Source organism: Halomonas sp. LES1 (assembly GCF_031846005.1).
Lineage (GTDB): Bacteria > Pseudomonadota > Gammaproteobacteria > Pseudomonadales > Halomonadaceae > Halomonas.
The window spans coordinates 14,867-28,707 of sequence record NZ_JAVRGC010000006.1; the positions used below are offsets into that span (position 1 = coordinate 14,867).

At 62.8% G+C, this 13,841-nt stretch carries 13 protein-coding genes; 9 read left to right on the forward strand and 4 right to left on the reverse strand.

From position 1 onward, the window contains the following. Nucleotides 1–14 precede the first annotated feature (14 nt). Both RM463_RS12900 and RM463_RS12905 read right to left on the reverse strand, forming a co-directional pair. Nucleotides 15–1,454, reverse strand: coding sequence for a sodium:solute symporter (locus tag RM463_RS12900; protein WP_195689799.1), 1,440 nt, complete (start codon nt 1,452–1,454; stop codon nt 15–17). Between the two features lie 165 nt (nt 1,455–1,619). Beyond that, nucleotides 1,620–3,068 (reverse strand): sodium:alanine symporter family protein, encoded by a 1,449-nt coding sequence (locus RM463_RS12905; RefSeq protein ID WP_195689800.1) that lies wholly within the window; start codon nt 3,066–3,068, stop codon nt 1,620–1,622. A gap of 297 nt (nt 3,069–3,365) precedes the next feature. On the opposite strand from RM463_RS12905, the gene aroQ reads away from it, so the two are divergent. Continuing rightward, nucleotides 3,366–3,806: a type II 3-dehydroquinate dehydratase gene (aroQ, locus tag RM463_RS12910; protein ID WP_311430236.1), complete on the forward strand. Its 441-nt coding sequence runs from the start codon at nt 3,366–3,368 to the stop codon at nt 3,804–3,806. A gap of 4 nt (nt 3,807–3,810) precedes the next feature. Here the strand turns inward: aroQ and RM463_RS12915 are convergent, their stop codons facing one another. Both RM463_RS12915 and RM463_RS12920 read right to left on the reverse strand, forming a co-directional pair. After that, nucleotides 3,811–4,758 carry an AEC family transporter gene (locus RM463_RS12915; RefSeq protein WP_311430237.1) on the reverse strand — a complete coding sequence of 316 codons (948 nt, stop codon included), beginning with the start codon at nt 4,756–4,758 and terminating at the stop codon, nt 3,811–3,813. An 18-nt stretch (nt 4,759–4,776) separates the two neighbouring features. After that, on the reverse strand, nt 4,777–5,562 hold the full coding sequence (locus tag RM463_RS12920; protein WP_311430238.1) for an IclR family transcriptional regulator C-terminal domain-containing protein: 786 nt from the start codon (nt 5,560–5,562) through the stop codon (nt 4,777–4,779). Between the two features lie 170 nt (nt 5,563–5,732). On the opposite strand from RM463_RS12920, the gene RM463_RS12925 reads away from it, so the two are divergent. From RM463_RS12925 to pcaG, 8 genes are all read left to right on the forward strand, one after another. After that, nucleotides 5,733–7,076 (forward strand): adenylosuccinate lyase family protein, encoded by a 1,344-nt coding sequence (locus RM463_RS12925; RefSeq protein ID WP_311430239.1) that lies wholly within the window; start codon nt 5,733–5,735, stop codon nt 7,074–7,076. A 175-nt stretch (nt 7,077–7,251) separates the two neighbouring features. Continuing rightward, nucleotides 7,252–8,082, forward strand: coding sequence for a CoA transferase subunit A (locus RM463_RS12930; RefSeq protein ID WP_195689805.1), 831 nt, complete (start codon nt 7,252–7,254; stop codon nt 8,080–8,082). Between the two features lie 20 nt (nt 8,083–8,102). Continuing rightward, the gene (locus tag RM463_RS12935) at nt 8,103–8,870 is read left to right on the forward strand and encodes a CoA-transferase subunit beta (RefSeq protein WP_311430307.1); all 768 of its coding nucleotides are present in this window, start codon (nt 8,103–8,105) and stop codon (nt 8,868–8,870) included. Nucleotides 8,871–8,888: 18 nt separating this feature from the next. Continuing rightward, nucleotides 8,889–10,091 (forward strand): 3-oxoadipyl-CoA thiolase, encoded by a 1,203-nt coding sequence (gene pcaF, locus RM463_RS12940; RefSeq protein WP_311430240.1) that lies wholly within the window; start codon nt 8,889–8,891, stop codon nt 10,089–10,091. Between the two features lie 13 nt (nt 10,092–10,104). Beyond that, nucleotides 10,105–11,283, forward strand: a complete 1,179-nt coding sequence (locus tag RM463_RS12945; RefSeq protein ID WP_311430241.1) for an alpha/beta fold hydrolase — start codon at nt 10,105–10,107, stop codon at nt 11,281–11,283. 95 nt (nt 11,284–11,378) lie between these two features. Continuing rightward, on the forward strand, nt 11,379–12,293 hold the full coding sequence (gene pcaQ, locus RM463_RS12950; protein ID WP_311430242.1) for a pca operon transcription factor PcaQ: 915 nt from the start codon (nt 11,379–11,381) through the stop codon (nt 12,291–12,293). Nucleotides 12,294–12,392: 99 nt separating this feature from the next. Then, complete coding sequence (gene pcaH / locus RM463_RS12955) at nt 12,393–13,121, forward strand: protocatechuate 3,4-dioxygenase subunit beta (protein ID WP_132041968.1); 729 nt, start codon at nt 12,393–12,395, stop codon at nt 13,119–13,121. 13 nt (nt 13,122–13,134) lie between these two features. After that, complete coding sequence (gene pcaG, locus RM463_RS12960; protein ID WP_311430243.1) at nt 13,135–13,767, forward strand: protocatechuate 3,4-dioxygenase subunit alpha; 633 nt, start codon at nt 13,135–13,137, stop codon at nt 13,765–13,767. Nucleotides 13,768–13,841: the final 74 nt, after the last annotated feature.

The window sequence follows — 13,841 nt, forward strand, 5'->3', positions numbered from 1 at the left end:
TCGGCAATGTTGGCTCAGTCGAAGTCTGTGGCCGGGGCAAGCGGAGCGCGACGCGCATCGAGCAGCATGATGCCGGCCAGCATCAGCGCCGATGCAGGCACTCCGACAAACACTGGACTCCAGCCACCGGGCTCGCCCAGCAGCTGCCAGGCCATCGCCACCACCAGACCGGCCCACATGGCACAGGCGCCCGCGCGTCGGCTGGGGCGTGTCCACAGCACGCCAAGAAGAAGCGGCACCAGCAGGCTTGATACCAGGATTGCCGACCCCGTGATCCATAGCTGTATCAGCCGCGGTACCGCCAGCGCCAACAGCAGCGAGATCAGGGCCATGACGATGACCGCGCCCCGGCTGCACATCAGCAGCTGACGGTCGCTGGCGCCCCGAAAGTGGGGTTGAACGAAGTCGCTGACCAGCGTGGAGGCGCCGGCGATGAAGTAGGAGTCGGCACAGGAGACCACGGTGGCCATCAGCGTGATCAGCATCAGGGCAAAGAACCAGAAGGGCATCGCTTCCTGTATGACATGGTAATAGATCATCGCTGGCGGTTCGGCGACGATGCCCAAGCCTATCTTGGCAAAGACGCCGGTCAGCACCACTACCAAGCCGGTGATCAGTACTAGCACCACCGACCACCAGTAAGCCTTGATCGTGGTGCGCAGATCCCGGGCGGCCCAGATGCGTGACCAGAAGTCCTGGCGTACCAGCACGGCAGCGCCCAGGGTCAGCATGAACAGGGCGATCTTATAGGTCGAGATATTGCTCAAGGTAAGCAGCGCCCGTTGACCGCTGTCCCCGGCCTTGGTGACTATCTCTCCCCAGCCACCGGACATCACATAGATGGCAGCAAACAGCGACACGATGCCAATGGTCTGTATGGTGCCCTGCACCGCATCGGACCATACGACCGAGGTGAAGCCGCCCAGATAGGTCTTGAGGGTGAGAAAGGCACAGGCGATCAGGATGCCATGCGTCGTCTCGAGGCCGAACAGTAGCCTGAGAATGGTCGCGAGGGCCACGAACTGCATGCCGGTCAGCGCCGAGATCGCCACCAGGTTGGCAATCGAAGCCGGGTAACGGGCCAGTGGGCCGAAGCGCACTGCAGCGTAGTCGCCTACGGTGAAGAGCTCATGCTTATCACCTACCTGGCGCAGGCGTCGGACGAAGAAGGCCGTCAGGATGGCCAGTACACCGATCAGCGGGAATAGCATCCACATCTGACTGATGCCGATACGATAGGCATCGGCCATTAGTCCCAGCAACATGGCGCCGCCGATAGAGGTGCCAAGAATCGTCAGTATCATCGGCACCAGTGGTATGGAGCGCCCGGCCACGTTGTAGCCGGCGAAGGTCTTCACCTTGCGATAGAAGTAGTAGGCGTAGAGCAGGATGAAGGTCGCATAGACGCCTGTCAGCGCCACGACGGCAGGGAGCTGGTGGTCGGGAATCAGCATCTCGACTTCCTCTGAGTGTTATTGGAGGTGAAACGTCGTTATGGCATTGATGCTATGTCCGGGAGAGTCGCTCCGGACAATGCCGTTTCGCTTTCATGCGATGCGTGAGGTGCATGGTAGCGAGCGATAGAGTCTCTGCCGGCGGTAGGTAATGAGAGCGCCGAATCAGGAACTGACCGATAGCCGTGCTCGATCTCGCTGGTGGACATGCGCCTTGAAGCGACGGTGCTCATCGCGAATAACGGGAGCAAGGACGATCAGCCCGATGATGTTGGGAATGCAGATCAGCACCACTAGGGAGTCCATGAGTCCGACGATCAGGTCCAGACTGACCAGAGAGCCGCTGACGGTCAGCGACAGGAAGACAATCAGATAAGTGGCTTTCACCCGCTTGCGATAGCCGAAAAGCATTTCACTGGCCTGGAGACCGTAGTAGCAGGAGACCAGAATGGTGGAGAAAGCGAATAGAGTCACCGACACCGCCAGTATCAGTGGGAACCAGGGCAGTACAGTGGCGTAAGCTGCCGAGGTCATCTCGATGCCATTCAGCCCTTCTTCCAGGTAGGTGCCAGTGACGACGATGACCAGGGCCGTCAGAGTGCAGATCACGACGGTATCGATGAAGGGCTCCAATAGAGCGACGTGACCTTCGGCGGCCGGGAAGCGGGTTCGGGCAGTTGCGTGGGCAATTGCCGAGGTTCCCATGCCGGCCTCGCTCGAGATCATGGCCCGAATAAAGCCCTGGGTAATAGCGCCCCAGAGGCCACCGGTGACGCTGTCGGTATCAAAGGCCGAAGTCAGGATCGTCATCATCGCCTGGGGAAGCTGGGCGTAGTTGGCTATCAGAATTATCAGCGCCGCGGTGACGTAGAGGAGCGACATGGCTGGCAGTAGCTTCTCGGTGGTCTGAGCGATGCTCTGCATGCCGCCGATGACGATACCGCCCACGAAGCCTGCTATCACCGTGCCGAACAGCCAGGCGTTCTCGTCGAAGAAGCTACCTGCTCCACCGGTCACCGTCACGACCTGAGTGTAAACCTGATTCACCTGGTACATGTTGGTGGAGACAAATGAGGCCAGCATGATGGCTAGTGCAATGAAGCTCGCGAGTGCAGCCCCCAGTCGTGGCCAGCCACGCTCGCCAAGGCCTCGCTTGAGATAGTACATGGGGCCGCCGGAGACGGTGCCATCGGCGTGCACGGTGCGATATTTCACCCCCAGAGTGCATTCGGCATATTTTGTCGCCATGCCGAGAAAGCCCGCCACCATCATCCAAAGAACGGCGCCAGGACCGCCAATGGCAATGGCAATCGCCACGCCCGAGATATTGCCGAGTCCAACGGTAACCGACAGTGCTGAAGTCAGCGCCTGAAAGTGGCTGACTTCGCCGGGGGCGTCGGGGTCGTTGAACTCTCCTCGTAGCAGGCGCAGTGCCAAAGGCAGCGAACGGAACTGCTGGAAGCCGAAACGAACGGTGCAGAAGAGGGCACCTGCAATCAGCCAAAGCACAATAATAGGCACGGAGTTACCGGCGATAGGCACGCTGGTGAATACAATGCCCATGAAACCATAGACTAGCGTTTCGGCAAGGCCGATAAGAGATTCGGTTACCATGCGGCAGACACCTTGTTGACTTTGTTCTGGCGAGCGATGAAGTGCGCTTGCACATTGCAGGCTGGGCTCACTTACCTTATGAGCCTATCGAGCCGAGAAAGGCGCGCACAATAACGCTGGCAGTGCTTGGCGATGCCGTTTTCTGATGGTGCGATGCCGTCCGCTAATGATGACTACAAAACCGAATAATGACAGTATGTTAGAGTGATAGTGGGAAACGACTTCGTGGCCGCTTCGCGTCGAGGTGGTGTAATGAAAAACTGGGGCGTGCGTCCCCATGCGCCTGGAGAAAATGTGATGCGACACAATAAGGCACTGGTGCTGCATGGCCCCAATCTCAACCTGCTGGGCACCCGCCAGCCCGAGGTCTATGGCCATGAAACGTTGGACGACATCAATAATGCGCTCCATGAACAGGCGGCGCAGGGGGGCTGGGAGATCACCTGTCGGCAGAGCAATCATGAGGGGGAGCTGATCGACTGGATCCAGGCGGCGCGCCTGGACGGCACCGCGGCGATCATCATCAACCCGGCGGCCTATACCCACACCTCGGTGGCGATCCTCGACGCCCTGAACGCCTTCGACGGCCGGGTCATCGAGGTCCACCTCTCCAACGTGCACCGGCGCGAGAGTTTCCGCCACCACTCCTATGTCTCGCTGCGTGCCGATGGTGTGATTGCGGGGTTGGGGAGCCAGGGCTATCGCGCCGCCCTGGAGGCGGTGATGCGGTCGAACTAGGTGACTAGATGGGCAGCAGGCCGGCCTGGGTCAGCAGCCAGATCGACAGGCTGATGGTAAGAAAGGAGGCCAGGGTGCCGACCATCAGTGCGGCGGCACTGGTATCGCCCTGGTCGAACTGCTTGCCGAACAGCGGATAGACGCTGATCATCGGCGCGCAGGCGAACAGCAGGCCGCCCGCAATCATCATCGGGTCTGGCTCGGGAAGCAGTAGCAAGAAGGCCAGCACCGCCAGGGGGTGCAGCAGCAGCTTGCCGATCACTATCTGCCCCATATCGGCCGCCATGCCACGCACCTTCAGGCCATGCAGCATGCCACCGATGGTGAACAAGGCAGCTGGCCCAGCCGCCTCGGCGAGCATATCGATGGCCTTGGCAAGTGGGGTGGGCAGCTGCCAGCCGGTCAGGGCCAGCACCATGCCTGTCAGCAGGCCGATCAATACCGGGTTACGGGAGAGCCTGACGAGTGTCTTGCGCACTATCTGGTTGAGCCCTCCCCCATCATGACGGCTGGCCTCAGCCAGGGTGAGGGCCATGGGAATGATCAGCAGGGTTTCCACGACCATGTTCAGCGCCATGAAGATCGCCGCCGGTGGGCCGATGACCATCACCGCAACCGGATAGCCGATAAAGCCGCTATTGGCCGCCGACATGCCCAGGGCGTGAATGGCCGCGGCATCCAGCGCATGGCCGCGCCAGCGCGCCAGGGCGATCCCCACGGCGAAAACCAGTAACGATCCAAGGCCATAGGCCAGCAGGTAGCCGATATTCAAGGCTTCTTCGAGCGGGGTGGCGGTCAGGGCTCGAATCAGCAGCGAGGGCAGCGCGAAGAACATCACGAAGGTGGCGATGCCCTGCATATTGTCGCGACTCAGTACTTCGGAAAACGCCGCCAGGAAGCCGGCACCGATCAAGATAAAGATCGGAAGCGTGATCGTCAGAATCTCCAGCATGAGGCCTTCCTTGGCAGATCAGCTGATGGTAGTGCGAATCTCTTGCGCCTTCTGCTGTAGCAGCGGCAGATACTCTTGTATCAGGGTGTCGTGATCGATACGGGCGGCATTGGTGCTGATATTGATGGCGCCCAGTAGCTTGCCATTGGCATCGAAGGCGGGAACCGCCAGTGAGCGTAGTCCGGAGTCTAGCTCCTGGTCGGCGATGGCGTAGCCCAGGTGGCGAACCTCGAGGATACAGCGCTTCAGTTCTCCCTTGTCGGTGATGGTCTTGTCGGTATGTTTCTCCAGCGTGACGCGGGCGAGCCAGGCATCCAGCTCCGCCTCGGGTAGCTGGGCCAGCAGCACACGGCCCATCGAGGTATGGGCCGCGGGCAGCCGGGTACCTACCGAGAGCGTGATGGCCATCAGTCGATGTGGTGAAGAGGATCGGGCGACGTAAGTTATCGCCTCTCCGTCGAGTACACCCAGCGAGGAGGACTCACCGCACTGCTGGGTGATATCTTCGAGCACCTGCTGGATCACGCTGCGGTAGTTGTTGCTGGACAGAAAAGCGTAGCCGAGTTGCAGTACCCTGGGTGCCAGTTCGAAGTTTCGCCCCTGCTTGCTGATATAGCCCAGGGCATGGAGGGTCAGCAGGAAGCGCCGGGCGCGGGCGCGGTTCATGCCGGTACGCGCGGCGACCTCGCTGAGCGTCATGCGGGGGTGAGCATCGTCGAAGGCCAGGATTACCTCCAGCCCGCTGGCCAGGGCGGTGACAAAGTCGCGGTCGTCGGGGCTTAGCACGTCTTCCTTGGGTGTCATATTCGCTCCATCCATGCGCCATGCTGGGTTGCTCGAGGTCGATCTCCAATCTAGCATAATGTTCGAATCGCGAACATGTGTGCGTGGTTGGGCTTTAGTCGATTGGCCAGGCTATATCGGCCAGGGCCTATTCCGAACAGACCCGATCCGAACGATATCGAGAGACCACTATGCCTGCCTCCCTGCTGCAGCACCCCTTTATGAGCCAAACCGCACTGAGCCAGTGCAATGCCCAGGCTATGGTGGAGGCCATGCTGGCCTTCGAGCTGGGCCTCGCCGAGGTTCAGGAGGCCCACGGTGCCGTGCCAGTCCGTGCCAGCCGTTCCATGCGCGAGAGCCTCGAGGCGCATGTCTTCGATAGCGAGGCGATCGCTGCCGGCATCGCCAGCGGTGGCAATGCGGCCATTCCCTTCGTCAAGCAGGCACGGTCGGCACTGCCCGATGACCTCAGGCGCTACTTCCATCAGGGAGCCACCAGTCAGGACGTGGTAGATAGCGCCTTGATGCTGCTGCTCAAGCCGCGCCTGGCGACGTTGGAGTCTCTGCTGGTGCGATGCCGCAGTGCCGCCATCTCGCTGATGGAGACCCATGCCGGCACGGTGATGGTGGGACGAACGCTGATGCAACAGGCGCTGCCGATCACCTTCGGGGTCAAGGTGGCCCACTGGGCGGTCGGGCTGGAACAGGCGCGTCGCCGTCTGGCGGCAATCGAACTACCGGTACAGTTCGGCGGGGCAGTGGGCGTGCACTCCGGTTTGGAAGGGGCTGGCGGGGACAATCTGGGGCTCGCCTTTATGGATGCCCTCGCCGGACGGCTGGGGCTCGACGTTCCAATACTGCCCTGGCATACCGACCGCCAGCCCATCCACGCGCTGGGTACCGCCCTGGATGCGGTGGCCGGAGCCGCCGAGAAACTAGCCCTGGATGTGTCGCTGCTGACCCAGACAGAGGTCGGCGAGGTCGCCGAGCCTTCGGCTCCAGGCATGGGGGAGTCCTCCTCCATGCCCCACAAGCGCAATCCAGTGCGCTGCGCGTTGATTCGCGGTGCGGCCCGCCAGGTGCATGGTCATACCACGGTGTTGCTCAACGCCGCCGCCCAGCCGCTGGAACGGGGGCTGGGAGAGTGGCATGCCGAATGGTCACCGCTGATCGATAGCGCCCTGTTGCTGGAGGGGGCGCTGGAGCAGGCGGCAGTGCTGCTCGAGGGCCTGGAGGTGCATCCCGAGGCGATGCGGCGCAATCTGGCGGTAACGGGTGGGGGCATCATGGCTGAGCCGGTCGCCAAGCTGCTGGCGCCGACCTTGGGGCCCGATGTTGCCAAGCGGATCAGTGCCGAGGCCGCCGAAACAGCGCGTCTTCAAGGCATTGCCTATGCCGACGCCATTAATTGCCATCCCGAGGTCCAGGGTCGACTGGAAGCAGAAACGGTCGCCCGGGCAACGAATCCCGCCTTGTACCTTGGTAGCAGCAGGGATCAGGTACAGCGTGCCAGGAACTGGTTGATTGATGTTTAAGTTTATGAAAATAAATGGAAAATAATCGTTATCTACGAGGGGGGCAGTGCCTCCCTCGTGTGATTTAAATGGTAGCCAAATTGACGATATGGGTAATGGCGGAGTAGATTGTTCGTATCACAAATCAAAGTTCGCTTAGCGAACTTTAGTAAGAGAAACCGCCAGGAGAAAACCCATGGCTGAGTTCCTGAGCCTGCATGATGCGGTGGCGCGTTACGTCGAGGACGGCGCTACCGTGGCCATGGAGGGCTTTACCCATCTGATTCCCTTCGCCGCGGGCCACGAAGTGATCCGCCAGAAGAAACGTGACCTGACCCTGATCCGCATGACGCCCGATCTGGTCTATGACCAGCTGATCGGCGCCGGCTGCGCCAAGAAGGTGATCTTCTCCTGGGGCGGTAACCCCGGGGTGGGCTCCCTGCATCGCCTGCGTGACGCGGTAGAAAAGGGCTGGCCCCACAAGGTCGAGATTCTCGAGCATAGCCATGCCGCCATGGCCTGCGCCTTCGAGGCCGGTGCGGCGGGGCTGCCCCTGGCCGTGTTGCGCGGCTATGTAGGCAGTGAACTGCCGAGCGTCAATGACCAGATCAAGTTTATCGAGTGCCCCTTTACCGGCGAGCGGCTGGCCGCGGTACCCTCGGTGCGTCCGGACGTCTCCATCGTGCATGCTCAGAAGGCCGATCGCGCCGGCAACGTGCTGGTGGAAGGCATCGTCGGCGTCCAGAAGGAGGCGGTGCTGGCCGCCAGGAAGAGTATCGTCACCGTCGAGGAGGTCGTGGAGGATCTGCGCAGCGAGCCGGGCTACCATCCCAACGCCTGTATCCTTCCCGGCTGGGCCATCGACGCCATCGCCGTGGCCGAGCGGGGCTCGCTGCCCTCCTATGCCCATGGTTACTACCCGCGCAACAACGCCTTCTACAAGGAGTGGGATGCCATCGCCAGGGATCGCGACACCTTCACGGCCTGGATCGAAGAGAATGTCATGAACGCAGGAGGAAACGCCTGATGAGTGCCGCCGATAAGCGTCTGGACTACACCTCTTCCGAGATGATGACAGTGACTGCGGCCCGTGCCCTGGAGAACGGCACCACCTGCTTCGTTGGTATCGGCCTGCCCTCAGAGGCAGCCAACCTGGCGCGTCTGACCCACGCCCCTGACGTGGTGCTGATCTATGAGTCCGGGACCCTGCAGACCAAGCCCGATGTGTTGCCGCTCTCCATCGGCGACGGCGAGCTGGCCGAGACGGCCCTGACCACCGTGGCGGTGCCGGAGATGTTTCGCTACTGGCTGCAGGGCGGCAAGATCGATGTGGGTTTTCTAGGCACCGCCCAGATCGATCGCTACTGCAACCTCAACACTACCCTGATCGGCGACTACCGAGAGCCGAAGGTACGCCTGCCGGGTGGCGGGGGGGCGCCGGAGATCGCAACGAATGCCGGTGAAGTGTTTATCACCCTGAAGCACTCCAAGCGTGCCTTCGTGGACGAGGTCGACTTCGTCACCACGCTGGGCTTCGGCCGCGACGGCAAGGGCCGTGACGGCGTACCCAATATCGGCAAGGGGCCGACTCGGGTGATTACCGACCTTTGTGTGATGAAGCCCGACCCCGAGACCAGAGAATTGGTCGTGGTCTCGCTCCATCCGGGAGTCACCGCCGAGCAGGTCCAGGAAGCGACCGGTTGGGAGATTCGCTTCGCCGAGGTGCTCGAGAGCACCCCCGAGCCCAGCGAGAAGGAGCTCGAGATCCTGCGCGAGCTGAAAGCGCGTACCGAGCGAGCCCATGCCGGCCAGTAAGCCGATCAGGAGAGTCACATGACCGACGTATTCCTCTGCCACCCACGCCGCACCGCCGTGGGCCGCTTCGGCGGTACCCTGGCAAGCGTGCGCCCCGACGACATGGCCGCCACCATCTTCAAGGCGGTATTGGCCGAGGCGCCGGGCCTTGAGCCTGCCGCCATCGAAGAGGTCTTTATGGGCTGTGCCAACCAGGCCGGTGAGGACAACCGCAATGTGGCACGCATGTCCGCGTTGCTGGCGGGCCTGCCGACCTCGGTGCCGGGCACCACCCTGAACCGCCTGTGCGGCTCCGGCATGGATGCGGTGGGCACGGCCTTCCGTGCCATCAAGGCCGGCGAGATGGACCTGGCCCTGGCCGGTGGCGTGGAGTCCATGTCCCGCGCTCCCTATGTGATGGGCAAGGCCGACAGCGCCTTCTCCCGGGGGCAGAAGATCGAGGACACCACCATCGGCTGGCGCTTCATCAACCCTCAGATGAAGAGGGCCTATGGCGTGGACTCCATGCCCGAGACCGCCGAGAACGTGGCCGAGCAGTTCAGCATCTCCCGTGAGGACCAGGACGCCTTCGCCCTGCGCTCCCAGCAGAAGGCCGCCGCGGCACAGCAGACCGGGCGGTTCCAGGAAGAGATTACCGCCATCGAGGTCCCGCGCCGCAAGCAGGAGCCGCTGATCTTCGACCAGGATGAGCATCTGCGCGCGACCAGCCTCGAGAAGCTTTCCGGCCTGCCGACTCCCTTTCGTGAGGATGGCAGCGTTACCGCCGGCAATGCCTCCGGTGTCAACGACGGCGCCGCCGCCATGCTGGTGGCAAGTGCCGCCGCAGTCGAGCGGCATGGACTGACGCCCATGGCGAAGATTCTCGGCATGGCCACCGCCGGTGTCGAGCCGCGCATCATGGGCTATGGTCCGGTGCCGGCGGTCAACCGCCTGCTCGAGCGCACCGGCGTGTCCCTCGATGAGATCGAGGTGATCGAGCTCAACGAGGCCTTCGCCGCCCAGGCGTTGGCCTGCATGCGCGACCTGGGAATTGCCGACGATGACCCGCGGGTCAATCCCAACGGTGGTGCCATCGCCCTGGGGCACCCGCTGGGCATGTCCGGTGCGCGCCTGTTGCTGACCGCCGCCCATGAGCTGCAGAAGAGCGGCAAGCGCTATGCGCTATGCACCATGTGCGTGGGCGTGGGCCAGGGCATTGCGACCCTGATCGAACGGGTATGACAGGAGGCTTTATATGGCATTTCTGACTATCAACGGGCGCAGCGTCGCCTATCGTCTATTAGGCCCCAAGGCCAACCCGCTGGTCGTGCTGGCCCATCCGCTGGGCATGAGTCAGGCGGTATGGGATGACGTGCTGCCGATGCTGCTGCCGCGCTATCGCGTGCTGACCTGGGACCTGCCCGGCCATGGCGCCAGCCAGTCCTGGGGCGAGGGCCCCATTACCCCGGCTGACCTGGCCGCCGAGGCCCTGGCACTGGCCGAGCATGCGGGGGCAGGGCGTTTCCACTATGCCGGCACCTCCATCGGAGGTGCGGTGGGCCAGCAGCTGATCGCCGAACATGCAGAGCGCCTGCTTACCGCCACCCTGACCAACACCGGAGCCGTGATCGGCAACGCCGAGCTGTGGAACACCCGAGCCGGCCGGGTGCGCCAGGAGGGACTGGCGGCGATGTCCGAGGAGATCGTCCCGCGCTGGTTCGCCCCCGCCTGCTTCGAGGCAGAGCCGGCCCTCAAGGCGGGCTGGTGCACCCAGATGGGGCGCGGTGACGACGAGGCCTACGCCAAGCTCTGCGAGATGCTGGGTCGCGACACCTTCACCGGCAAGCTGTCGGGGAAGGGGGTCAAGGTACAGCTGCTGGGTGGCAGCGAGGACCTGGCCACCCCGCCGGCGACTCTCGAGGCCCTGGCCGAAGAGCTCGATGGCGCTCCTCTGGAGATCCTCGATGGTGTGGGTCATGTGCCCTCCGTGGAGGTTCCGGAGCTGTTTGCCGAGAAGCTGCTGGCGGTGCTGGCCGTGGACCTGGGGGACGTGGGCTCCAGAGGCGTCGACTATGCCACCGGTCTCGCTACTCGCAAACAGGTACTGGGCGAGGAGCATGTGGCACGCTCCACCGCGAATGCCAACAGCCTGGACGCACCCTTCCAGCAGATGATCACCCGCCTGGCCTGGGGGGAGTTGTGGAGCAACGAGGACCTGACCCGTCGCGAGCGCAGCATGATCACCACCGGCATCCTTGCTGCCCTGGGGCGTGAAGAGCTGACCCTGCACCTCAAGACGGCGAAGCGTATCGGATTATCCGAGTCGGAGTTGCGCCAGGTGCTGATGCATGTGGCCATCTATGGCGGCGTGCCGGCGGCCAACCACGCCTTTGCACTGGCCAAGGAGCTGGGGTGGGGCGAAACGGCGGAGTGACCCCCGGTCTGCTTCGATATCAGGCCAGCGTGTTGCCCAGCGTATGGCATGTGGCAATACCGTAAGGTCGCCATCTCGATAACAGGAGGTCTGGTGTGCTCAATGCGCGGATCAAGCTCCGTCATATCCAGGCCTTCCTGGAGGTGGCTCGCCAGCGAAGCTTTGCCCGGGCCGCCGAGCGGATGTCGATCACTCAGCCGGGGGTCTCCAAGACCATTCGGGAGCTCGAGGAGATCACCGATGCCAGCCTCTTCGAACGTACCCCCCGTGGCGTCTCCCTGACAGAGGCCGGCCTGACCCTGTTGAGGCATGCCGGCCCGGCGCTGCGTGCCCTGGAAGAGGGAGTGGGTGCGCTAGGCGAGGAACACGCCGGCAGCTGGTTGCGTGTCGGGGCTCTTTCCACGGTGGAGAGCCGATTGCTGCCGGAGGCGATCCTGCGTTGGCAGGCGAGCATGGAGGGAGAGAGCGGGGTCAGTGTAGTCACCGGCCCCAGCGCCTTCCTGCTCTCTCGGTTGCGTCGTGGTGAGCTGGACCTGGTGGTGGGGCGCATGACCGAGGCGCGGGAGATCCTCGATCTCTCCTTCGAGCACCTCTTCTACCAACGCCTGGTTCTGGTGGTACGAAGCGGACACCCGCTCGCCGACAAGGCTCATCTGGAACCACATCAGTTGATGGGCTTTCCCTGGGTGCTGCCGCCCCCTCAGACCACGCTACGCCAGCGGGTGGACAGCTTCTTCGTACGTCACGGCCTGGAGTTGCCGGCAAGCCAACTCGAGACGCTTTCCCTTCCAATCGGCCAACACTACGTTCAGGGGAGCGATGCCGTCTGGGTGGCACCGGAGGAGGCCGCATGTGAGGCGGTCGACGCGGGAGTGCTTGCCGAGCTGGCCCTGCCCCTGGAGGAGCGAGGGGGATCGGTGGGGTTATGCATCAATACCAGCCTGGCGCCCTCGCTGGCGCTGGAGACATTCTGTGAGACGCTGCGAGGAGTGGCATCGGGCACCCCATAACCCCTGGGTTATGGGTGGGGCCCAAGGTGTCAATTGGCAGCCCGTGTGACTACCGTCAGACTGATCTGGGTCAATGTAATCTCCCCTGAGAGGAATGAAATGCAATACGACAGCAAGCGATTCGTCGAGCGCGACCGCAACTGGCACCCGCCGGCCTATGCCCCGGGGTACAAGACCTCCGTTGCCCGGTCACCGCAGCAGGCTCTGGTCAGCATGCAGAAGCCCACGGTATCGGAGCTTTCCGGCCCCGACTTTCGTCAACTGCGAATGGGACCACACGATAATGACCTGCTGCTGAACTTTCGTCAGGACCAGAACCAGGGGCTACCCCAGGGCGAGCGCATCATCATGTTCGGCCGCGTGGTCGACCAGTTCGGCAAGCCGGTTCCTCATACTCTGGTGGAGATGTGGCAGGCCAACGCCGGTGGTCGCTACCGCCACCGGAATGATAGCTACCTGGCGCCGCTGGACCCCAGCTTCGGTGGTGTGGGGCGCACCCTGACCGATGAGCAGGGCTGGTATCGCTTTCGCACCATCAAGCCGGGCCCCTACCCCTGGCCCAACGATCCCAACAGCTGGCGCCCCTCGCATATTCACGTGTCGGTGATGGGCCCCTCGATCTCCACGCGCCTCATCACCCAGATGTACTTCGAGGGCGACCCGCTGATCCCGCTGTGTCCCATTGTCCACACCCTCAAGGACCCCGAAGCCGTGGAGACCATGATAGGTCGCTTGGACATGGCCCGCAGCAAGCCCATGGACTGCCTGGCCTATCGCTTCGACCTGGTGGTACGTGGCGAACTGCAGACCTACTTCGAAAATCAGTAACAGGGGTGACGAGATGAACCAGCCGAATTCCCGACCCACCAGCGAACTGATGCTGCGTGAGACCGCCTCCCAGACCGCCGGCCCCTACGTGCATATCGGCCTGGCCCTGGCCGCCGCCGGCAACCCGACCCGCGACGAGGAGATCTGGAACGAGATGGCGCGCCCCGAGGCCGAGGGTGAGCATATCGAGGTGGTCGGCACCGTGATCGATGGCAATGGCGATCTGGTCCGCGATGCCTTTATCGAGGCCTGGCAGGCCGATAGCAACGGCGAGTACCAGCCGGAATTCGACCTTGAGAAGCCGTTCAACAGCTTCGGAAGAACCGCCACCACCTTTGATCATGGCAGCGAGTGGTCACTGACTACCGTCAAGCCGGGCCCCGTGGCTCACGCCAGTGGTCAGTCCCAGGCGCCGCACATCAACCTGGCGATCTTTGCCCGCGGCATCAATATCCAGCTGCAGACTCGCCTCTACTTCGATGATGAGGCCGAGGCTAACGCCGCGTGTCCGGTGCTGTCGCGCATCGAGTCACCGACACGTCGCCAGACCCTTATTGCCAAGCGTGAAGAGGTCGACGGCAAGGTGCGCTATCGCCTCGACATTCGCCTGCAGGGTGAGGGTGAAACGGTCTTCTTCGACTTCTGATCGGAACGACTTGTCCATTCTGCCGTGACCCGATCAGTGACGCCGCTCTTTCGGGGGCGGCGCTGGTGTCTATG

What these genes read in the sequence shown, in the direction of transcription:
- RM463_RS12900 (WP_195689799.1), bottom strand. Translation starts at nt 1,454, where the DNA reads ATGCTGATTCCCGACCACCAGCTCCCTGCCGTCGTGGCGCTGACAGGC.
- pcaF (WP_311430240.1), top strand. Translation starts at nt 8,889, where the DNA reads ATGACCGACGTATTCCTCTGCCACCCACGCCGCACCGCCGTGGGCCGC.
- RM463_RS12915 (WP_311430237.1), bottom strand. Translation starts at nt 4,758, where the DNA reads ATGCTGGAGATTCTGACGATCACGCTTCCGATCTTTATCTTGATCGGT.
- RM463_RS12930 (WP_195689805.1), top strand. Translation starts at nt 7,252, where the DNA reads ATGGCTGAGTTCCTGAGCCTGCATGATGCGGTGGCGCGTTACGTCGAG.
- aroQ (WP_311430236.1), top strand. Translation starts at nt 3,366, where the DNA reads ATGCGACACAATAAGGCACTGGTGCTGCATGGCCCCAATCTCAACCTG.
- RM463_RS12905 (WP_195689800.1), bottom strand. Translation starts at nt 3,068, where the DNA reads ATGGTAACCGAATCTCTTATCGGCCTTGCCGAAACGCTAGTCTATGGT.
- RM463_RS12920 (WP_311430238.1), bottom strand. Translation starts at nt 5,562, where the DNA reads ATGACACCCAAGGAAGACGTGCTAAGCCCCGACGACCGCGACTTTGTC.
- RM463_RS12925 (WP_311430239.1), top strand. Translation starts at nt 5,733, where the DNA reads ATGCCTGCCTCCCTGCTGCAGCACCCCTTTATGAGCCAAACCGCACTG.
- RM463_RS12945 (WP_311430241.1), top strand. Translation starts at nt 10,105, where the DNA reads ATGGCATTTCTGACTATCAACGGGCGCAGCGTCGCCTATCGTCTATTA.
- pcaH (WP_132041968.1), top strand. Translation starts at nt 12,393, where the DNA reads ATGCAATACGACAGCAAGCGATTCGTCGAGCGCGACCGCAACTGGCAC.
- pcaG (WP_311430243.1), top strand. Translation starts at nt 13,135, where the DNA reads ATGAACCAGCCGAATTCCCGACCCACCAGCGAACTGATGCTGCGTGAG.